Origin of the sequence: Ferruginibacter sp. SUN002 (genome assembly GCF_050611725.1) — a bacterium.
In the GTDB taxonomy this organism is placed as follows: domain Bacteria; phylum Bacteroidota; class Bacteroidia; order Chitinophagales; family Chitinophagaceae; genus Ferruginibacter.
On the sequence record NZ_JBODJB010000001.1, the window covers coordinates 2,628,583 to 2,644,256 of the forward strand.

Below are 15,674 nucleotides of genomic sequence, written 5' to 3' on the forward strand. Positions count from 1 at the left end.
CGATTATTTAATATCAACAAAGAATGAACCTAAAGAGATAACTTATTGTTTTTCAATGAGAACAGCTATCCAATCACCCTTTTTGACAGTGGATAAATAGGTAAAGCCGGCTTCAGCAGTAGATGATTTGATCCGATCTTCATTTTCCAGTAAAAAACCACTGAGCAGCACCGGTGTTCCGGTTTTAGCAACAGTTGCTATACTATCGAGATTTGCAAGAATAACATTGAGGTTGATATTGGCAAGGATCACATCATACACAGTTCCTTTCGGAATTTCATTGTGCAGTTCGACTGTGATCTTGCTACAACTGTTCTGTTCAATATTTTCGATGGTGTTGGTGATGCTCCATTCATCATTGTCGATGGCAAATACTTTTGAGGCACCTAACTTTTCGGCGAGTATGGCCAGCACTCCCGTACCTGTTCCAAAGTCCAGAACAGATTTGTTGGCAAAATCAATATGCTGCATTTGCTGTACCATCATATGAGTGGTGGCATGATGCCCCGTACCGAAACTCATTTTTGGGGTAATGATTATTTCATGTGCAACATTGGTGATAGGTTGATGAAAGCCGGCACGAATTGCCACAAAATCGCCTACAGTTACAGGTGAAAAACCACTTTCCCATTGCTGGTTCCAGTTAATATTTTCTACAGAAACTCTTGTGTAAAGAATAGAAGGGAATATTTTTACTATTTCTGCGAATTCATTTTCATTAAATAAATTTTCAGGAATGAATGCTTTTAAGCTATCATCATCCTCCTCAAATCCTTCAAAATTTTGATTGCTTAGTAATGCAATCAATTGTTCGGATTGAGACGAATTGGTTGAATGGAAATCAAATTGTAAGTAGTTCATTTATTTTATTTCGATAGTTATTGGTTTACCTGTAAAATTAAATTCAATTAAATAGGTTTGTTCCGTATCAATTCTGGTCTCTATGACTTCATCAAATAATTCTATTTTTTGACCATTAACATACCCCGATTTATCTGCTGATAATTTTCCGTGTAATATTAATCGGATGTGTCTTGATGCAGGACGACCTTTATATTTGCCAGTATTACTTGTAATGTGAAAACTAAGGTTATTGTTGTCGGGCTGAGCCTTGAATGTAATTAATTCAAATTGCCTTGTAGCAATTGCATTTTTGCTAACACCATCATCATCATACATGGTATATGTTGATGGTTTTGAATCGCAGAAATAATGAATATTTAAAGTATCTGTTTTAGAGGAAACAGTATTAGGCTTTTTATTGTTCCATAAAGTTGGAATAAAACTTCCAGCTTTAATAAATATCGGAATATTATTCATTCCTATACGCTCTTCTGTTCGTAGCCCAAACTCATAAGTTCTGCTTCCATAATAAGCCATTGTTGCATTATTAAATGAATACCATTTGCCTTTAGGGAAATATACGTCTCGTTCATTCATATCTTTTTCTAAAATTGGAGCCACTAAAATATTTTCTCCCCACATAAACTCATCACTAACATCACAAGCTGCAGCTTCATTCGGATAATAATAATACAATGGTGCAATTAAGGGCTCACCTTTTACAGCTTGATTATACGTCAGGGTATAATTATATGGTAATAATGAATAGCGCAATTGAATTGCAGCTTTCGCATAAGTACGATACGGCTCATCTATTAAAGCCACTTCACTCGGGAAGCTAAATGCTTTTTTATCTACTTCCCCCAAAGCCGTACCATGCGGTCTAAAAATTGGCGTGAAAGCCGCAAACTGCAACCAGCGCACATAGAGTTCGTTATCTCCTGCACCACCGGCAAAGCCGCCGGCATCGCTGTGTACATACGGCACACCACTCATGCTCATGCCGAGTATAACGGGTAGCTGTGCCCGAAGTCCGCTCCAGCTTCTGCTAACGTCACCTGTCCATGGAAATATACTATAGCGTTGTGTACCTGCAAAACCACTTCTGTTCAAACTAAACAATCTTTTGGTTGGATATTCTTTTGCATATTGATCGAATAACATTTTTGTCCAAACATGGCCATACATATTATGCACTTCATCTGCCTTGAATAATCTTTTATAGCCCAGATCATTTAAGTTATGATACATATTTGCAGGATGTGTTTCCGGCTCACCCAGGTCTCCCCACCAGGCTTCTACCCCTAATTTCATTTGCTCCCGATATTTGCTCCAGAACCATTCCCGTGTATCTTTTTTAAAAACATCTAACAAACCTCCTTTACCGAAATAAAAGTTTGTGAGCATAAATGGCTTTTTACCTGTACTATCTACCGCCTGATACTGTAGTGTATTATTATAGTTTAAAGAAGATCTTACAACAAACGGCTCGGTGATCAAAATTGTATTGATGTTTTGTTTTTTATAATCTTTGATCATCTTCCCCGGGTCAGGCCATTTGGTTTTATTGATCCATGCAAGATTGCCCAATGTGTTTTGTATGCTATCGCCAAACCAAAAAAGATCAAAAATAATTGCATCTACGGGTACCCCTTCGCTTTTCATTTTTGCTACAATAGAATCAGCTTCTTTCTGACTAGTGTATCCAAATCGGCTCATTAAATTACCCATAGCCCACCGTGGAGGCAATGGTTGTGTTCCGGTAAGTTTATGATAATTGGAGAGTATCTCTTTATAATCTTTCCCGAATATGATGTAGACATTTAATTCTCCGCTCATAAACCCTGCTTCGAAAACATTATTATTCGATTTACCAATATCTGCATATCCTTTCGAAACATTATCGAAAAATAAACCATATCCATTTGATGAAGTAAAAAATGGAACGGAATAATTCAAGTTTTCTGCTCCTTCGCCATAACCATAATGTGGGCTATTATATAAATTAAATCGATAACCTCTTCTGTTTAATGGTAATGCTCTTTCTCCGCCACCATATATTTTTTCATCGACTTTAAGTGAAATATCAAATACGCTATAATCGATACCATCAACTTTTCTTTGTACAGGTGCGGTTATTTCTACTTTTTTATCACGGCCGATAGTGATAAAATTCATCTCAGTCTTTACAGGAATTGTAATCTTATTTAAAGGTTTCAATATAACGGCATCGCTGATGCTTTCATTGATTTTATAAGCATCCGGCTTAAATGAAACTTTAATAATGTCGGCAGAATACTGCGTAAGTTTCCAAACTCCATCACCTATTGTTATTGTCTTAGATTGTGCAAAAGAAAATGACACAGAAAAAGTACACAAAGCGGCAATCCAAATATTCAACAATCGCATATTATAATTTTCTACAAATTAAGCTAAAAAAATTACAATCATAAAGCATTATCTTTATCGCCATAACATTGTTTTTACTAAACCTAACTAAATGAAAAAAATAATTCTTTCCTTACTGGTATGCATTGTGACATTGACCTCTTATGGACAAAAAACAAAGGCAAAAACAAAAGCACCTGCAAAAACACAGGCGAAAACAGCACTATCTACCTATAATAATGTTGATCATAAAATAAAATTCCAATACCCTCAAGATTGGGAATTGACGGATACGGTTAGTGATGCTATTGTTTATCTTTTCACGCCAACCAATGGTGACGATGACAGGTTCAGCGAAAATCTTAATTTAAGTTTTGAAGATATCTCTTCCTCCGGTATTACTTTCAAAGATTATGTAGATCAAAATGTAGCAAGCATAAAAGATGGGGTAACTATTACCGATCTGAAACAAACCAGTGCTAAATTCTTTAAATGGAATGGCCTTCAGGCTTATGAAATTATTTACAGCGGAAATTTAGAAGGCGTAGATTTCAGGCTCAGTTGGATTCAACGATTCTTTTTACGAGACGGGAAAATTTACCTAATTACCTATTCTGCCGATGGAGATAAAAAAGACCCATACGTAACATCGGCCAAACAGTTGATCAACTCTATAAAATTTTATTAAAAAAAACCGGGATTGAAATCCCGGTTTTTTTAGATCAATGCTTCGTACAATACCTCAACAGTATGTAAAGCTTTTCTATTGGCTCCATCATGTATTTGATGGCGACAACTTGTACCCGGAGCAGCGATGATCACATCTTCGGCTTGGTTACGAACAGTTGGTAACAACACCAACTCTCCTACCTGCATTGACAGATCATAATGTTCTTTTTCAAATCCGAATGAACCTGCCATACCACAGCATCCTGAAGGAATTGTTTCTACAGAATAATTTTCGGGCAGCGATAATATTTTTACTGAAGGTGCAGTTGAAGACAATGACTTTTGCTGACAATGTCCATGTAATTTTATCGATCTTTTTTCTGCAGTGAATTGCTCTTTCTTAATATTCCCTTTCTCAATTTCATTGGCAATAAACTCATCGATCAAGAATACATGTTTTGCCAACGCTCTAGCTTTCTCCAGTTTATCCTCATCTGCCAAATCAATATACTCATCTCTGAAAGTAAGAATAGCACTCGGTTCAATACCGATCAATGGTGTATCTGCAGTGATAACAGGGCTTAACAAGTCTATATTTTTATTGGCTATTTTTTTAGCATCTCTGATCAACCCTTTTGATAATGATGCCCGGCCACTTTCTTCGTGTGTAGGAATTACAACTTCATACCCTAATTTCTCTAATAACAAAATTGCTTTTATTCCAATCTCAGTATCGTTATAGTTGGTGAATTCATCACAAAACAAATAAACCAGTTTCGATTTACGATTTGAGATTTGGGATTTACGATTTTTTTTATACCAGGCACTTAATGTTGTTTTGTAGAGCGTAGGCATTGAACGTTTTGTTGCAAAGCCAGCAAACTTTTTTATTAAAGTACTGATAGGTGCTGTTGTTACAACAAAATTATATAAGCCGGGCACTAAAGCACCTAATTTACCAAAAGTGCTAAAGCTGGCTATCAGCCTTGATCTGAAAGGAACTCCATTGGCATCGTAATAGTGTTGTAAGAACTCTGCTTTTAATTTTGCCACATCCACATTACTCGGGCATTCAGATTTACAACCTTTGCAACTCAAGCACAGATCCATCACCTCATAAATTTCTTTATGATCAAAACGATTCAACTTATCAGAATTAGTTAAAAACTCTCGTAAAATATTTGCCCTTGCTCTTGTTGTATCTTTTTCGTTACGAGTAGCCATAAATGAAGGACACATTGTTCCTCCGCTTAATTGTGTTTTACGACAATCTCCACTACCGTTACATTGTTCTGCATGTTGTAAAACATTCTGATTGTTAAACCTAAAAATTGTTTTAAACTCCGGCGTTTGCTGCCCCGGCTTATACCTAAGCATTGTATTCATTGATGGGGTATCAACAATCTTATTCGGATTGAAAATATTTTCCGGATCCCAGGTAGTTTTTATCTGTTTAAGGAGTTTGTAGTTCTTATCCCCTATCATTTGTTTGATGAATTCTCCACGCAATCTTCCATCGCCATGCTCTCCACTTAATGAGCCATTGTATTTTTTTACCAATGTGGCTATTTCTTCTGCAATAGTTCTGAAAAGCTGATTCCCTTCCTCCGTTTTTAAATTGATAATAGGGCGTAAATGTATTTCGCCACTGCCGGCATGCGCATAATGTACACAGTGAAGACCATGCTTATCTAATATCAGATTAAAATCTCTAATGAATTCCGGAAGATCATTTACATCAACTGCTGTATCTTCAATTACAGGCACTGCTTTTTCATCTCCCGGAAGGTTACTAAGCAAACCTAGTCCGGCTTTACGGAGTGTCCATATTTTTTTTGTATCGGCACCGGTTAATAAAGGAAAGTGATAACCAAGACCATGGCTACGCATCTCTTCCTCAACCTGTTTAGCAATATTTTTTACCGTTTCAATATCATCAGCAGCATATTCTACCACTAATATTGCTCCCGGATCTCCTTGAACAAAAAAGCGATTCTTGCTTTGTTCAATATTATCCTTGGTACATTCTAAAATAAAATGATCGATCAATTCACTTGCACTTGGCTTGTATTTTAATGCAATGAGATTTGCCCTTAATGCTTCATCAATAGAATTAAAATGCACACACAACAAACCTGCATGTTTCGGTGGTAGCGGCACTACATTTAATTTTATTTCTGTCAAAAAAGCAAGTGTACCTTCAGAGCCTGCGATCAATTTGCAAAAATTAAAATTCTCTTCCCCGGCGGTAAACGGAGCCGTATCCAATAACACATCTACCGCATAACCGGTATTTCTTCTTTCAATTGATTTTTTTGGAAACTCCTTGCGTATTTCTGTTTGATTATTATAATCGCTTAAAATACTTCTTACATTTTTGTAGATTTTCGCTTCTAATGTTTCACCATCGCATTTAGCATGAAACTCATCTATATTCAATGCGCCGAAAGTTGCTTCAGTTCCATCGCTTAACAACGCTTTTACTTCAAGCAAATGCTCTCTTGTACTTCTGTAAACAACAGAGTTTGATCCGCAAGAATTATTACCAACCATACCACCGATCATTGCTCTGTTTGCCGTAGAGGTTTCGGGGCCAAAAAATAAACCATGCGGTTTTAAAAACATATTCAATTCATCACGAATAACCCCGGGCTGAACCTTTACCCATTTCTCTTCTTTATTAAGTTCAATTATTTTGGTGAAATTTTTAGATACATCTACAATAATGCCATTACCAACTACTTGTCCGGCTAAGGAAGTGCCCGCTGTTCGTGGAATTATGGACGTTTTATTAGCACGTGCAAAATGTATTAATTTTTTAATATCATCTGTTGATTTGGGAATAGCAACAGCCAAAGGCATTTCTCTGTAGGCAGATGCATCAGTGGCATAAAGGGTACGCATCACATCATCTGTAAAAAAATCTCCTTCTAAATCCTTTGCCAGTGCGGCTAGTTGAGCTTTCATGTTACTATCGGTTGCATTGAGAGTGCAAATTTAACCCATTTTAAAATGAGTAAAAAGAAAAAAGCGGCCCGAATACATCGAGCCGCTTCACCACTTAACATGAAACCTATGACCATAACCTATTTTGGAAGCAAAACGTGATCAATTACATGTATCACGCCGTTGCTTTGATTTACATCTTTTATTGTTACAAAAGCCATACCACCATTTTCATCTTTGATAACAATTTTCTTTCCTTTCATCATAATCCAAAGTGTGCCACCAGCTACAGTTTTCAATTCTGCTTTACCATTACCTGTTTTGATCTTCGCTATCAGGTCTTTAGCATTAAATTTTCCTGCAACCACATGATAAGTTAAAACACCTGTTAATGCCATTTTGTTCTCAGGTTTTAATAAATTTTCTACGGTTCCTGCAGGTAATTTATCAAATGCCTTATTTACAGGAGCAAAAACTGTAAAAGGACCTTCGCTTTGCAAGGTCTCTACCAGATCGGCTGCTTTTACTGCTGCTACCAATGTTGTATGATCTTTACTGTTAACTGCATTTTCAACAATGTTTTTAGATGGATACATTGGCGCTCCTCCTACTGTTACAGTCTTTTCCATTCCCATGGCTTTATTGTTCATTGTTTGAGCTAAAGAGCAATTGGTAATTACTGCTGCTACTGCGATCATTAAAAGCTTCTTCATAGTCTTTAATTTTTTTGATGAATGATTTTTATAGACCTACGAAGGATGAAGAAGGATGGATTTGTTTTTTGAAAAATATTTTCTGTTATACATTATGTAGTAGTGGATTAAGTTATACTCGGATTGCTAACCATAAAAAAAAGCCAACAAATTACTTGTCGGCTTCCTAGTATTATTTTGAAATACGCTTACATTTTCCCCATTGATACAACTGTGGTTGGGGTTGTGGCCGGTGTTGGATTTTCTGCTTCCAACGAAATGGCGAAAGCTTCGATTTTACCAAATGTTTTCATTTTTTGTATATTGTAACGGTCGCCTTTTTTTGTAGTAATAACTATACCGGCATTTACCGGTGCCCCATTTACAATGGCCCATAACTCATATTGTTTGCCTTGAGGAGTGGCCGGCAAACTGCTAGGGTCGATATATACTTCTCCGGTGTTTTGCATCCAGAAAACTTTTGCAGTTGCATCCATACCACCGGGCATAGGTTTCAATGCAACCGGCATACTGTATTTATCCTGTACAACATGCATATCTTGCTTCATCATTTCATTATCTTTTCGAAGGCTTCCTGCAATTTGTTGTGCTTCCTGTAATGATCTGTTTACATCTTTATTCTTATTTAACAACAAAACATTCATCACTGCACTTCCTAACAATAGTATTACCGAAGCAGCAGCTACCGATTTCCAGTAAGGTGCTATACCAATCACTTTAGCAGGAGCGGTTGATCTTGATTTGTTGATAGCTGCAAAAATATTTTCTTTTACAACTGAAGATGGCTGCACAGCATTTGCTGTTGCATACGATTGCATAGCAGACTCTATCTGAGTCAACTCTTCGGCCACTTCCGGATATTGAGCAACCCATTGCTCTACCTGCTTTGCCTCTTGTTCAGAAGCAAGACCTGTAGCATACAGCTCTAGTAATCCGGATGATATGATATCGTTTATTTCCACTTTCTTATTGCAAAATTTTTCTGAGTTCTATAATTGCCGCCCTCATTCTGGTTTTTACCGTTCCCAACGGAATACCGGTATGCTTAGCTATTTCATCCTGCGTATACCCTTTAAAATACGCCATATCGATGATTGAACGTTGCTCCGGTCTTAGGTTGGCTAAATGTTTCTGTAACCCCATTGTATCAAACTTATCGGCACCAAAACTTTGGTCTTGCACATTACTTACGGCATTTTCATCACTTGAGATTTTCTGCTGCTTTTTATAGCCTTTGCTCCGTAATGTATCAATTGTTAAATTACGGGTCAGGTTTATCATCCATGTAAACAAACGCCCCTTTGAGCTATCGTACTGTGCAAAATTATTCCATATTTTAACAAATGCATCTTGTAATATATCCTCTGCTAGTTCTTTATCTTCTACCATTCTGTAAATAACCCCGTTCAAAGCAGCAGCATAGTTATCATAGAGGTATGAAAATGCCTGTTGATCCTGCATTTGCAGCATTTGCACCAGTTCGGGCTCACTATATTTGTGAATTTGTTCCAATTTTTTTCTTACACTATTACCGAAAGTAGAGATTTTTTTATGATTAACAGGAAATTTCAAAAAATGTTTCGAAATGTTCCTCTTTACTTAAAATTAAGTCTTTTGATAAGGCGATGCAACCACTTTTAAATCATTATCGTCTAACCTTAAATCGACATATAATTCAATTTGCCAAAACCGTCATAATTATAATAATCACAAAATCATTATTATAATTATTAGAACAATAATATTTCCATATAACCAATAACTCCAAATTTGCTACTATGGCCATAACAATACGATTTTTTATTGTTTCTTGGATTACACTTTTATCATTTTTTGAAAGTAAATCGCAAAAATTAAGGCTTTGTGCAGGAAGCGTATTTTCAACAATTTCAAAAAGTACTCAAAGAAACAATTCTGTGTATGACAGTTATTATAAATCTTCGTATCACTTTGGGCTAAATGCGAATTTCAATGTAACAAAAAAGATACAAGTCGGCATAGGACTATCCTATTACAGATTAGGAAATATTGAAATTACCGACGGAGGTTATAGCCAAAACAATGAAGAGATACTACCACAAAACGAAAACTGGAGTATTGTGAAATATCGAGATTTAATTAGATTAAACTATATAGACCTTTCATTTTTTTGCAAAACAAATATTAGCAAAAAATGTGCATTGGGATTAAACCTCAATGTTTTTTTACTCAAAAATGTCGTAATAAAAAGGAATATTTATGTTTCGACAAATTCACTCAACCAAGAATATGCTGCAATTATTTGGTATGAAAAAAAAACAACCAATACTAACAAAGTAAATATAGCTCCTGAGATATTTTTTAATTATAAAATGTTTGAAAAAACTGATTTGCAAATTGGCTTTTCCAACAGCATAACACCCGTTTACAAAAATTCTATTAATAAAAATTATCACCAAATATTTTCCACATCAATCATTCATACTTTAAGTAAATGAAATACTTATTAACAACATTGTTTTTATCAGCATTTGTTTACACTACCAATGGACAAATAAAAATCAATAATATATCCGGCTATATTGAACCCTATTTTTCTACAATCAGAAAAGTACAGGACAATGTCCCATCATATTATTACGATCAATCGGGTAAATTTGGATTTGCAGCAGGTGTAGTCATTAATATAAAATCAAAGTCCAAGCTCTCTACTTCAATTGAAGCAGGAATTACAAACTATGGGTATAAGACAAAACATTTTATTAAAATAGAAGATACAGCTTCGCAAAGTGTTTCTGAAGAATGGTCAAATTATTCTTTAACCGCCTTTAGAATTGGGATTGGCGAAAAAATTGATTTATTAAAAAACAAATTAAGCCTTTACCTTGGAATCAATGCTTCAATCCCTTTAGGCAATGGCAAAGAAGAGGCTACATTGCTAATACTTCAGCAAGCAAATAAATTAATTATTGACAAAACAAATAAGCATCCCGAAGGAATCAACGAGTCTCAATTAAATGCAGTTGTAAATTTTTCTACTCCAATAAGCAACAAATTATCAGTCGGAATTCTTACTGAATATGGCCTATCCTATATAAACAATTATCATGCAGGAGATTTCTTTGCTCGACAGATGAAATTTGGAGTACAAATTAAATATTCAATTAAACAATACTAACTTCATAGACAGGGCTGAATAAATACACTTTACCTGTTTTTACTTCCGTACATTTAAATCGTTTTCTCACTTTTTCTTCCTTTTTGAAAACCCTGCCGCCTTTAATACTAAACAAAGCCCCTGTTGGCAAAGCTTCAACTAAATGAACTCCTTCGGGTTTTGCATCATATTGATGTAATACCCTGAGTAAAGAAGTATCTGCACAACTACTGGCAGCAGGGTTCTGCAATGTTTTTAATAGAGTTTTATGTATGTCGGCAGGAAATACTTTCTTTAAGAGAAACTGAGCCAGTATCTTACTGTATTCATTTTTCCATTCGAGACCATGGGGCGATACTCTGTTGCCAAATTTCTCGAAGGTAACCAGATGAGCCAGCTCATGCAATAATGTTATCAGAAAAGCATATTTATTCAGATTACCATTCACCGTAATGCGATGATTTTTATTGGAATGAGCATGCCGATAATCTCCCAGCACTGTTTTTCGTTCACGGGTGATGGTTAGTTGCACTTTATGAGCAAGTAGATAAGCCGATACATCTTCAAAACTCCCTTCGGGTAAATAAACTTGTAATTGATGGAGAGGTGCTTCCTGTTTAGACATTTGAACTTTTGTTCAGTTTTAATATCACTTTTACTTCTACAGCCAGATAGATAAGATATAAAATCATTGCAGCAAAAACAGACATTTTGCTAAATTGCTGTGGTAGTGCAAAACGATAGATCATAATAGCAATGATCACTACTGCCATTTTTATCATCACCGAGCCCATCACACTTCTTACAAAAACATTAGGATTCTTATCCTGCAAGGCTTTACGTTGCATTCTAAAAGTTGCAATAGCAGTAAGTAATAAAATACAATTAGCAACGATGAGCACATAATTATCAATATGCCATTTATCCAATATCGATTTTCCTGCAAGGAAAAATCCATTCAATATTAAAAACACCAACAATAATGGCAATAACAATTTTCTATCTGTATTCATTTCTTTTTAATAATTATCGATCCGGTTATTCATTTACAGCTACTGTGGATGCATCGCTGTTAAGCTCTACTACATTGGCTCCCATATGACATTGTCCATTAAAGGTAACAGAAGGCTCTATCTGTAACTTACCTGCGTAGATATCGCCTTTAACGCTGGCATTCCCTCTTAGCTGGAGCAGATCATTAATTTTAATCTTGCCTGATACATTCCCTAATACATCTGCCTGTTCTCCTTTAAGATCACCTTGCACTGTTCCGCCCGAACCGATCAAAACCTTTGCGGTAGAGATCACATTACCAACGAGTGTACCATCAATTCTTATATCACCATTGCTTTCGATATCTCCTTTAATAAGTGTACCGGCTCCAATGATAGTTGTACCGCTCCCCGTCACTTCTTCTTGTTGACTTTTTGTTTTAGGATTGAACATATACCAAATTTTAATTTAAAATTAATCTCCTGCACTTTCTTCTTTGGGTAATTCAAGTTTATTGGTATCTAATTTCGGCACTTTGCCTTCTAATACTTTCTTAATATCATCGAGATATTTTTGCTGAAACTTCATGGCAGTTTCCATAGAGTCGGTACGAACATTTAGCTGCTGGTATTCTTTTACCTGTTTAATATCTCCATAACCGGTTCCCGGCAAATAATATTTGATTGGTGTAAAAATGATCAGCGAAACAATTAAAACTGCAAACAAAACAAACACGCTGCTGATAATGATATATACGCTTAATCGACTCAATTTGAACTTTGCCACTTCCTCATACGTATCCTCGTTCATTATTACCAATCGATAATGATTTCTCAATCTTTTTAACGTACTATTCGCATCTAATTTAGCCATAGTTCTTTATTCGGTGTTAAAATTAAGAAACCAAAAGCATTATCCTCAATAATTGGCAAAAATATCCGATATTTAGCCGCATTTTCAATTAGTTTTTTGCATGCTGAAAAAGACATTACCTTTTCTTCTGTTTTTATCTGTACTAAGTGTACTTTTTAATACCGCCTGTGCACAATCTCCTGCCTGGACCTTCGATTTATTAGGTAAAGAGAAAAAACCTGAAAAATTCGAAAACCGCAAACTGGGTTCGGAAAAAATGGCGGATAAAAAATTCACCCTATCCCGCCGTATTTTTCAAAATAATTACACCCATTATAACTATTATTTTAATGCCAACAATAAAATCAAAAATGTAATAGAAAGAGCCAAGCTTGAACAAACAGATAATTATTCAAAACTTCTTTCTTTTTATCCATATTCTTTAAATAGCACAGCTGCGCAGATCACCGAACTTGATTCTGTTATTTACAAAGCTACTGCCGGCATTTTGCTGCATGACCTTAGAAGTGACTGGGTAGATAATATGTATCTTCTAATGGGCAAGGCGTATTTCTACAAAAAGGAATTTGATTCGGCCATTGCCACATTTCAATTCATTAATTACAATTTATATCCTAGAAAAAAGAGAAGTGAAGATGATGACAGAGTCATAGGAACAAATTATGGCGCAACAAATAATACATTAAGCATTGCCAATAAAGAAAAGCAAAATGTTTTTCAAAAAATTGCATCGCAACCACCGAGCAGAAATGATGCATTATTATGGCTTGTTCGCAGTTTTATTGAACAAGAAGATTTTGGTGGTGCTGCAAGTTTAATTAAAACACTACAAAACGATCCAAATCTACCCAATCGCTTAAGAAATGACCTAGATGAGCTGAACGCTTACTGGTTTTATCAACAAGGCATATACGATAGTGCTGCCACTTATTTAGAAAAAGGATTAAGTGTTACAGATACTAAACAGGATAAAGCCAGAGCAGAATTTTTGTTAGCTCAACTTTATGAGCTATCGGGCAAATTCGACCTGGCATCAGAAAATTATACGAAAGCTGCTAAACATACAACCAGCCCTCTAATGGATATTTATGCTAACCTGAACGATGCAAAAATGTTCAGAACAAGTGGCAGTGTAAAAGACTTGAACAATGGGATCAGCAATCTTTTGCGTATGGCTAAAAAAGATAAATTTGAAACATACAGAGATATTATTTTTTATTCGGCAGCTAAATTGGCTTTACAAAAACCTGATACAACAGAGGCTCTCTCATATTTAAATCAAAGCATCAAAACAAGCGAAACAAATATTGAATATAAGAATAAAGCTTACCTGCAATTAGCAGACATCGCTTATGCCAGAAAAGATTTTAAAATTGCCGCTGCTGCTTATGACAGTCTTGATATGTCTGACACTGCTTTAGGCGAATCAAGCAATAAAATTATTTTACGCAAGGGGGCGCTTGCAAAAATTGTACAGAAGATAAATATTATTGAAAGAGAAGATAGCCTGCAAAGAATTGCGGCTTTAGCTCCAATTGACAGAGATGCTTTCATAAAAAAACTATCAAAGAAACTTCGTAAAGAAAAAGGATTAAAAGAAACAGATCCCAATGGCGGTGTTGTAATTGGCTTTGGAGATGATAAAGAAAAACCAATCGATCTATTTTCAAATAATTCGGGTAAAGGAGAATGGTATTTCTACAATACCTCTTTAAGATCGAAAGGACTGAGTGAATTTAAAAGAAAATGGGGCGACAGACGAAATGCAGATAACTGGCGATTGAAATCTTTAACAGAAGCGATCGTAAATGATGATATACCTGCGTTTAATCCTGATGGAGATCTTGATCCAAATGGAACGATCAATAATAACCCGGTAACGGCCATTACACAAGCTCCCGCTGTTGAAGACCTGAGTTATGATGGATTATTAGCAAATATTCCACTATCGGAAGAAAAAATATTGATCAGCAACACAGCAATAGACAATGCTGAATTTGAATTGGCCCAGTTATATCAAAACGAATTGGAAGAATACGAACTGGCAATAGCTACATACAATGAATCGCTAAGACGTTTCCCTGATTCTTTGCATGATGGCAATATTTATCTTGGATTATATTACTGCTATAACAAATTGGGTAATATTTCAAAGGCAGCCTATTACAAAAATTTGCTTACAACAAAGCTTTCTAATACCACAGCCGCAAAATTACTTACCAATCCTGCCGAAGCTAAGCCCGAACTTAAAAACACCGTGGCTACAAAACGTTACGCAGATATTTATAATTTATTTATTGAAGGGAAATTTGCAGAAGCGTTAGCGGAAAAGAAAAATGCTGATAGTTTGTATGGAAAGAATTACTGGACACCTCAATTACTTTACATAGAGGCTATTTATCATGTAAAACAAAAATCGGATAGTATTGCAAAAATTGTTTTGAAAAATATTATCCAGCTCTACCCTACTTCTCCGCTTAAAGCAAAGTCAGAGAAGTTGATCGATGTATTAAGCAGAAGAGCGGAAATAGAAAAATACCTTACGGATCTGCAAGTAACAAGAGCTAAGGAAGATGACATCATAAAAATCGACGATGCTCCGATTGTGAATAACACAATGCCGGTTGTTGCCGACACTATTGCTGCTGTTGTAAATACACCACTGACTCCGGTTGTTATTGAAAAGAAAGACACAGTAAAAATTGTTGCACCAACCATAATAACCAGCGGACCATTTGCATTCAATGAAGCAGCTCCACAAAATGTGATCATGTTACTTGACAAAGTAGATGGCACTTATATCAATGAAGCTAAAAATGCTTTCAGTAGGTATATCAGTGAGGGTTATGGAGATAGGCAAATAACATTGACAAAGGATGCAATAGATAAAGACTATGCAATACTTATTTTTTCTTCTTTTGATGATGCAAAAAAAGCAATGGACTACATGAATAAATTGAAGAGAGCTGCGCCAACAGAAGTATCATGGCTTCAAAGCAATAAATATTCTTTCTTCATTTGCTCAGATGAAAATCTGCAAAAACTAAAAGCCAATAAAGATATTGCCGGATATAAATTGCTTTTAAATAAACAATATCCCGGCAAATTTTAAT

Annotated in this window: 14 protein-coding genes; 4 read left to right on the plus strand and 10 right to left on the minus strand. The window is 35.5% G+C overall.

What is annotated here, in order from left to right; translation table 11 throughout:
- Positions 1–42: 42 nt before the first annotated feature.
- Both prmA and ACQ33O_RS11405 read right to left on the minus strand, forming a co-directional pair.
- The gene (gene prmA / locus ACQ33O_RS11400) at positions 43–861 is read right to left on the minus strand and encodes a 50S ribosomal protein L11 methyltransferase (RefSeq protein ID WP_430995713.1); all 819 of its coding nucleotides are present in this window, start codon (positions 859–861) and stop codon (positions 43–45) included.
- Positions 862–3,252 carry a TIM-barrel domain-containing protein gene (locus ACQ33O_RS11405; RefSeq protein WP_430995714.1) on the minus strand — a complete coding sequence of 797 codons (2,391 nt, stop codon included), beginning with the start codon at positions 3,250–3,252 and terminating at the stop codon, positions 862–864.
- A 91-nt stretch (positions 3,253–3,343) separates the two neighbouring features.
- On the opposite strand from ACQ33O_RS11405, the gene ACQ33O_RS11410 reads away from it, so the two are divergent.
- Positions 3,344–3,919 carry a PsbP-related protein gene (locus ACQ33O_RS11410; protein ID WP_430995715.1) on the plus strand — a complete coding sequence of 192 codons (576 nt, stop codon included), beginning with the start codon at positions 3,344–3,346 and terminating at the stop codon, positions 3,917–3,919.
- Positions 3,920–3,948: 29 nt separating this feature from the next.
- Here the strand turns inward: ACQ33O_RS11410 and ACQ33O_RS11415 are convergent, their stop codons facing one another.
- The 4 genes from ACQ33O_RS11415 to ACQ33O_RS11430 all read right to left on the minus strand — a co-directional run bounded on the left by ACQ33O_RS11415 (position 3,949) and on the right by ACQ33O_RS11430 (position 9,071).
- Positions 3,949–6,867 carry an FAD-binding and (Fe-S)-binding domain-containing protein gene (locus ACQ33O_RS11415; protein WP_430995716.1) on the minus strand — a complete coding sequence of 973 codons (2,919 nt, stop codon included), beginning with the start codon at positions 6,865–6,867 and terminating at the stop codon, positions 3,949–3,951.
- Positions 6,868–6,986: 119 nt separating this feature from the next.
- Entirely contained in the window at positions 6,987–7,559 is a 573-nt protein-coding gene (locus tag ACQ33O_RS11420; RefSeq protein WP_430995717.1) for a fasciclin domain-containing protein, read from the minus strand.
- A gap of 188 nt (positions 7,560–7,747) precedes the next feature.
- The gene (locus ACQ33O_RS11425) at positions 7,748–8,521 is read right to left on the minus strand and encodes an anti-sigma factor (RefSeq protein WP_430995718.1); all 774 of its coding nucleotides are present in this window, start codon (positions 8,519–8,521) and stop codon (positions 7,748–7,750) included.
- 4 nt (positions 8,522–8,525) lie between these two features.
- Positions 8,526–9,071, minus strand: coding sequence for an RNA polymerase sigma factor (locus tag ACQ33O_RS11430; RefSeq protein WP_430995719.1), 546 nt, complete (start codon positions 9,069–9,071; stop codon positions 8,526–8,528).
- A 266-nt stretch (positions 9,072–9,337) separates the two neighbouring features.
- Here ACQ33O_RS11430 and ACQ33O_RS11435 point away from each other — a divergent pair, with 266 nt between their 5' ends.
- Entirely contained in the window at positions 9,338–10,036 is a 699-nt protein-coding gene (locus ACQ33O_RS11435) for a hypothetical protein (RefSeq protein WP_430995720.1), read from the plus strand.
- Entirely contained in the window at positions 10,033–10,716 is a 684-nt protein-coding gene (locus tag ACQ33O_RS11440; protein WP_430995721.1) for a hypothetical protein, read from the plus strand. Before ACQ33O_RS11435 ends, ACQ33O_RS11440 begins: the two co-directional genes overlap by 4 nt.
- Here ACQ33O_RS11440 and ACQ33O_RS11445 read toward each other — a convergent pair.
- Genes ACQ33O_RS11445 through ACQ33O_RS11460 form a run of 4 tightly spaced genes read right to left on the minus strand, consistent with a single transcriptional unit; the run spans position 10,703 to position 12,561 of the window.
- Complete coding sequence (locus tag ACQ33O_RS11445; protein WP_430995722.1) at positions 10,703–11,320, minus strand: SprT-like domain-containing protein; 618 nt, start codon at positions 11,318–11,320, stop codon at positions 10,703–10,705. The two genes, ACQ33O_RS11440 and ACQ33O_RS11445, sit on opposite strands and share 14 nt — an antisense overlap.
- Positions 11,313–11,708, minus strand: coding sequence for a hypothetical protein (locus tag ACQ33O_RS11450; RefSeq protein WP_430995723.1), 396 nt, complete (start codon positions 11,706–11,708; stop codon positions 11,313–11,315). Before ACQ33O_RS11450 ends, ACQ33O_RS11445 begins: the two co-directional genes overlap by 8 nt.
- A gap of 25 nt (positions 11,709–11,733) precedes the next feature.
- Positions 11,734–12,141, minus strand: coding sequence for a bactofilin family protein (locus tag ACQ33O_RS11455; protein ID WP_430995724.1), 408 nt, complete (start codon positions 12,139–12,141; stop codon positions 11,734–11,736).
- 21 nt (positions 12,142–12,162) lie between these two features.
- Positions 12,163–12,561 carry a hypothetical protein gene (locus tag ACQ33O_RS11460; RefSeq protein WP_430995725.1) on the minus strand — a complete coding sequence of 133 codons (399 nt, stop codon included), beginning with the start codon at positions 12,559–12,561 and terminating at the stop codon, positions 12,163–12,165.
- A 100-nt stretch (positions 12,562–12,661) separates the two neighbouring features.
- On the opposite strand from ACQ33O_RS11460, the gene ACQ33O_RS11465 reads away from it, so the two are divergent.
- Positions 12,662–15,673 (plus strand): tetratricopeptide repeat protein, encoded by a 3,012-nt coding sequence (locus tag ACQ33O_RS11465; RefSeq protein WP_430995726.1) that lies wholly within the window; start codon positions 12,662–12,664, stop codon positions 15,671–15,673.
- Position 15,674: the final 1 nt, after the last annotated feature.

Excerpts from the sequence above, each read along its gene's own strand:
- prmA (WP_430995713.1), bottom strand. The coding sequence starts at position 861 with ATGAACTACTTACAATTTGATTTCCATTCAACCAATTCGTCTCAATCC.
- ACQ33O_RS11405 (WP_430995714.1), bottom strand. The coding sequence starts at position 3,252 with ATGCGATTGTTGAATATTTGGATTGCCGCTTTGTGTACTTTTTCTGTG.
- ACQ33O_RS11410 (WP_430995715.1), top strand. The coding sequence starts at position 3,344 with ATGAAAAAAATAATTCTTTCCTTACTGGTATGCATTGTGACATTGACC.
- ACQ33O_RS11415 (WP_430995716.1), bottom strand. The coding sequence starts at position 6,867 with ATGAAAGCTCAACTAGCCGCACTGGCAAAGGATTTAGAAGGAGATTTT.
- ACQ33O_RS11420 (WP_430995717.1), bottom strand. The coding sequence starts at position 7,559 with ATGAAGAAGCTTTTAATGATCGCAGTAGCAGCAGTAATTACCAATTGC.
- ACQ33O_RS11435 (WP_430995720.1), top strand. The coding sequence starts at position 9,338 with ATGGCCATAACAATACGATTTTTTATTGTTTCTTGGATTACACTTTTA.
- ACQ33O_RS11440 (WP_430995721.1), top strand. The coding sequence starts at position 10,033 with ATGAAATACTTATTAACAACATTGTTTTTATCAGCATTTGTTTACACT.
- ACQ33O_RS11445 (WP_430995722.1), bottom strand. The coding sequence starts at position 11,320 with ATGTCTAAACAGGAAGCACCTCTCCATCAATTACAAGTTTATTTACCC.
- ACQ33O_RS11450 (WP_430995723.1), bottom strand. The coding sequence starts at position 11,708 with ATGAATACAGATAGAAAATTGTTATTGCCATTATTGTTGGTGTTTTTA.
- ACQ33O_RS11455 (WP_430995724.1), bottom strand. The coding sequence starts at position 12,141 with ATGTTCAATCCTAAAACAAAAAGTCAACAAGAAGAAGTGACGGGGAGC.
- ACQ33O_RS11460 (WP_430995725.1), bottom strand. The coding sequence starts at position 12,561 with ATGGCTAAATTAGATGCGAATAGTACGTTAAAAAGATTGAGAAATCAT.
- ACQ33O_RS11465 (WP_430995726.1), top strand. The coding sequence starts at position 12,662 with ATGCTGAAAAAGACATTACCTTTTCTTCTGTTTTTATCTGTACTAAGT.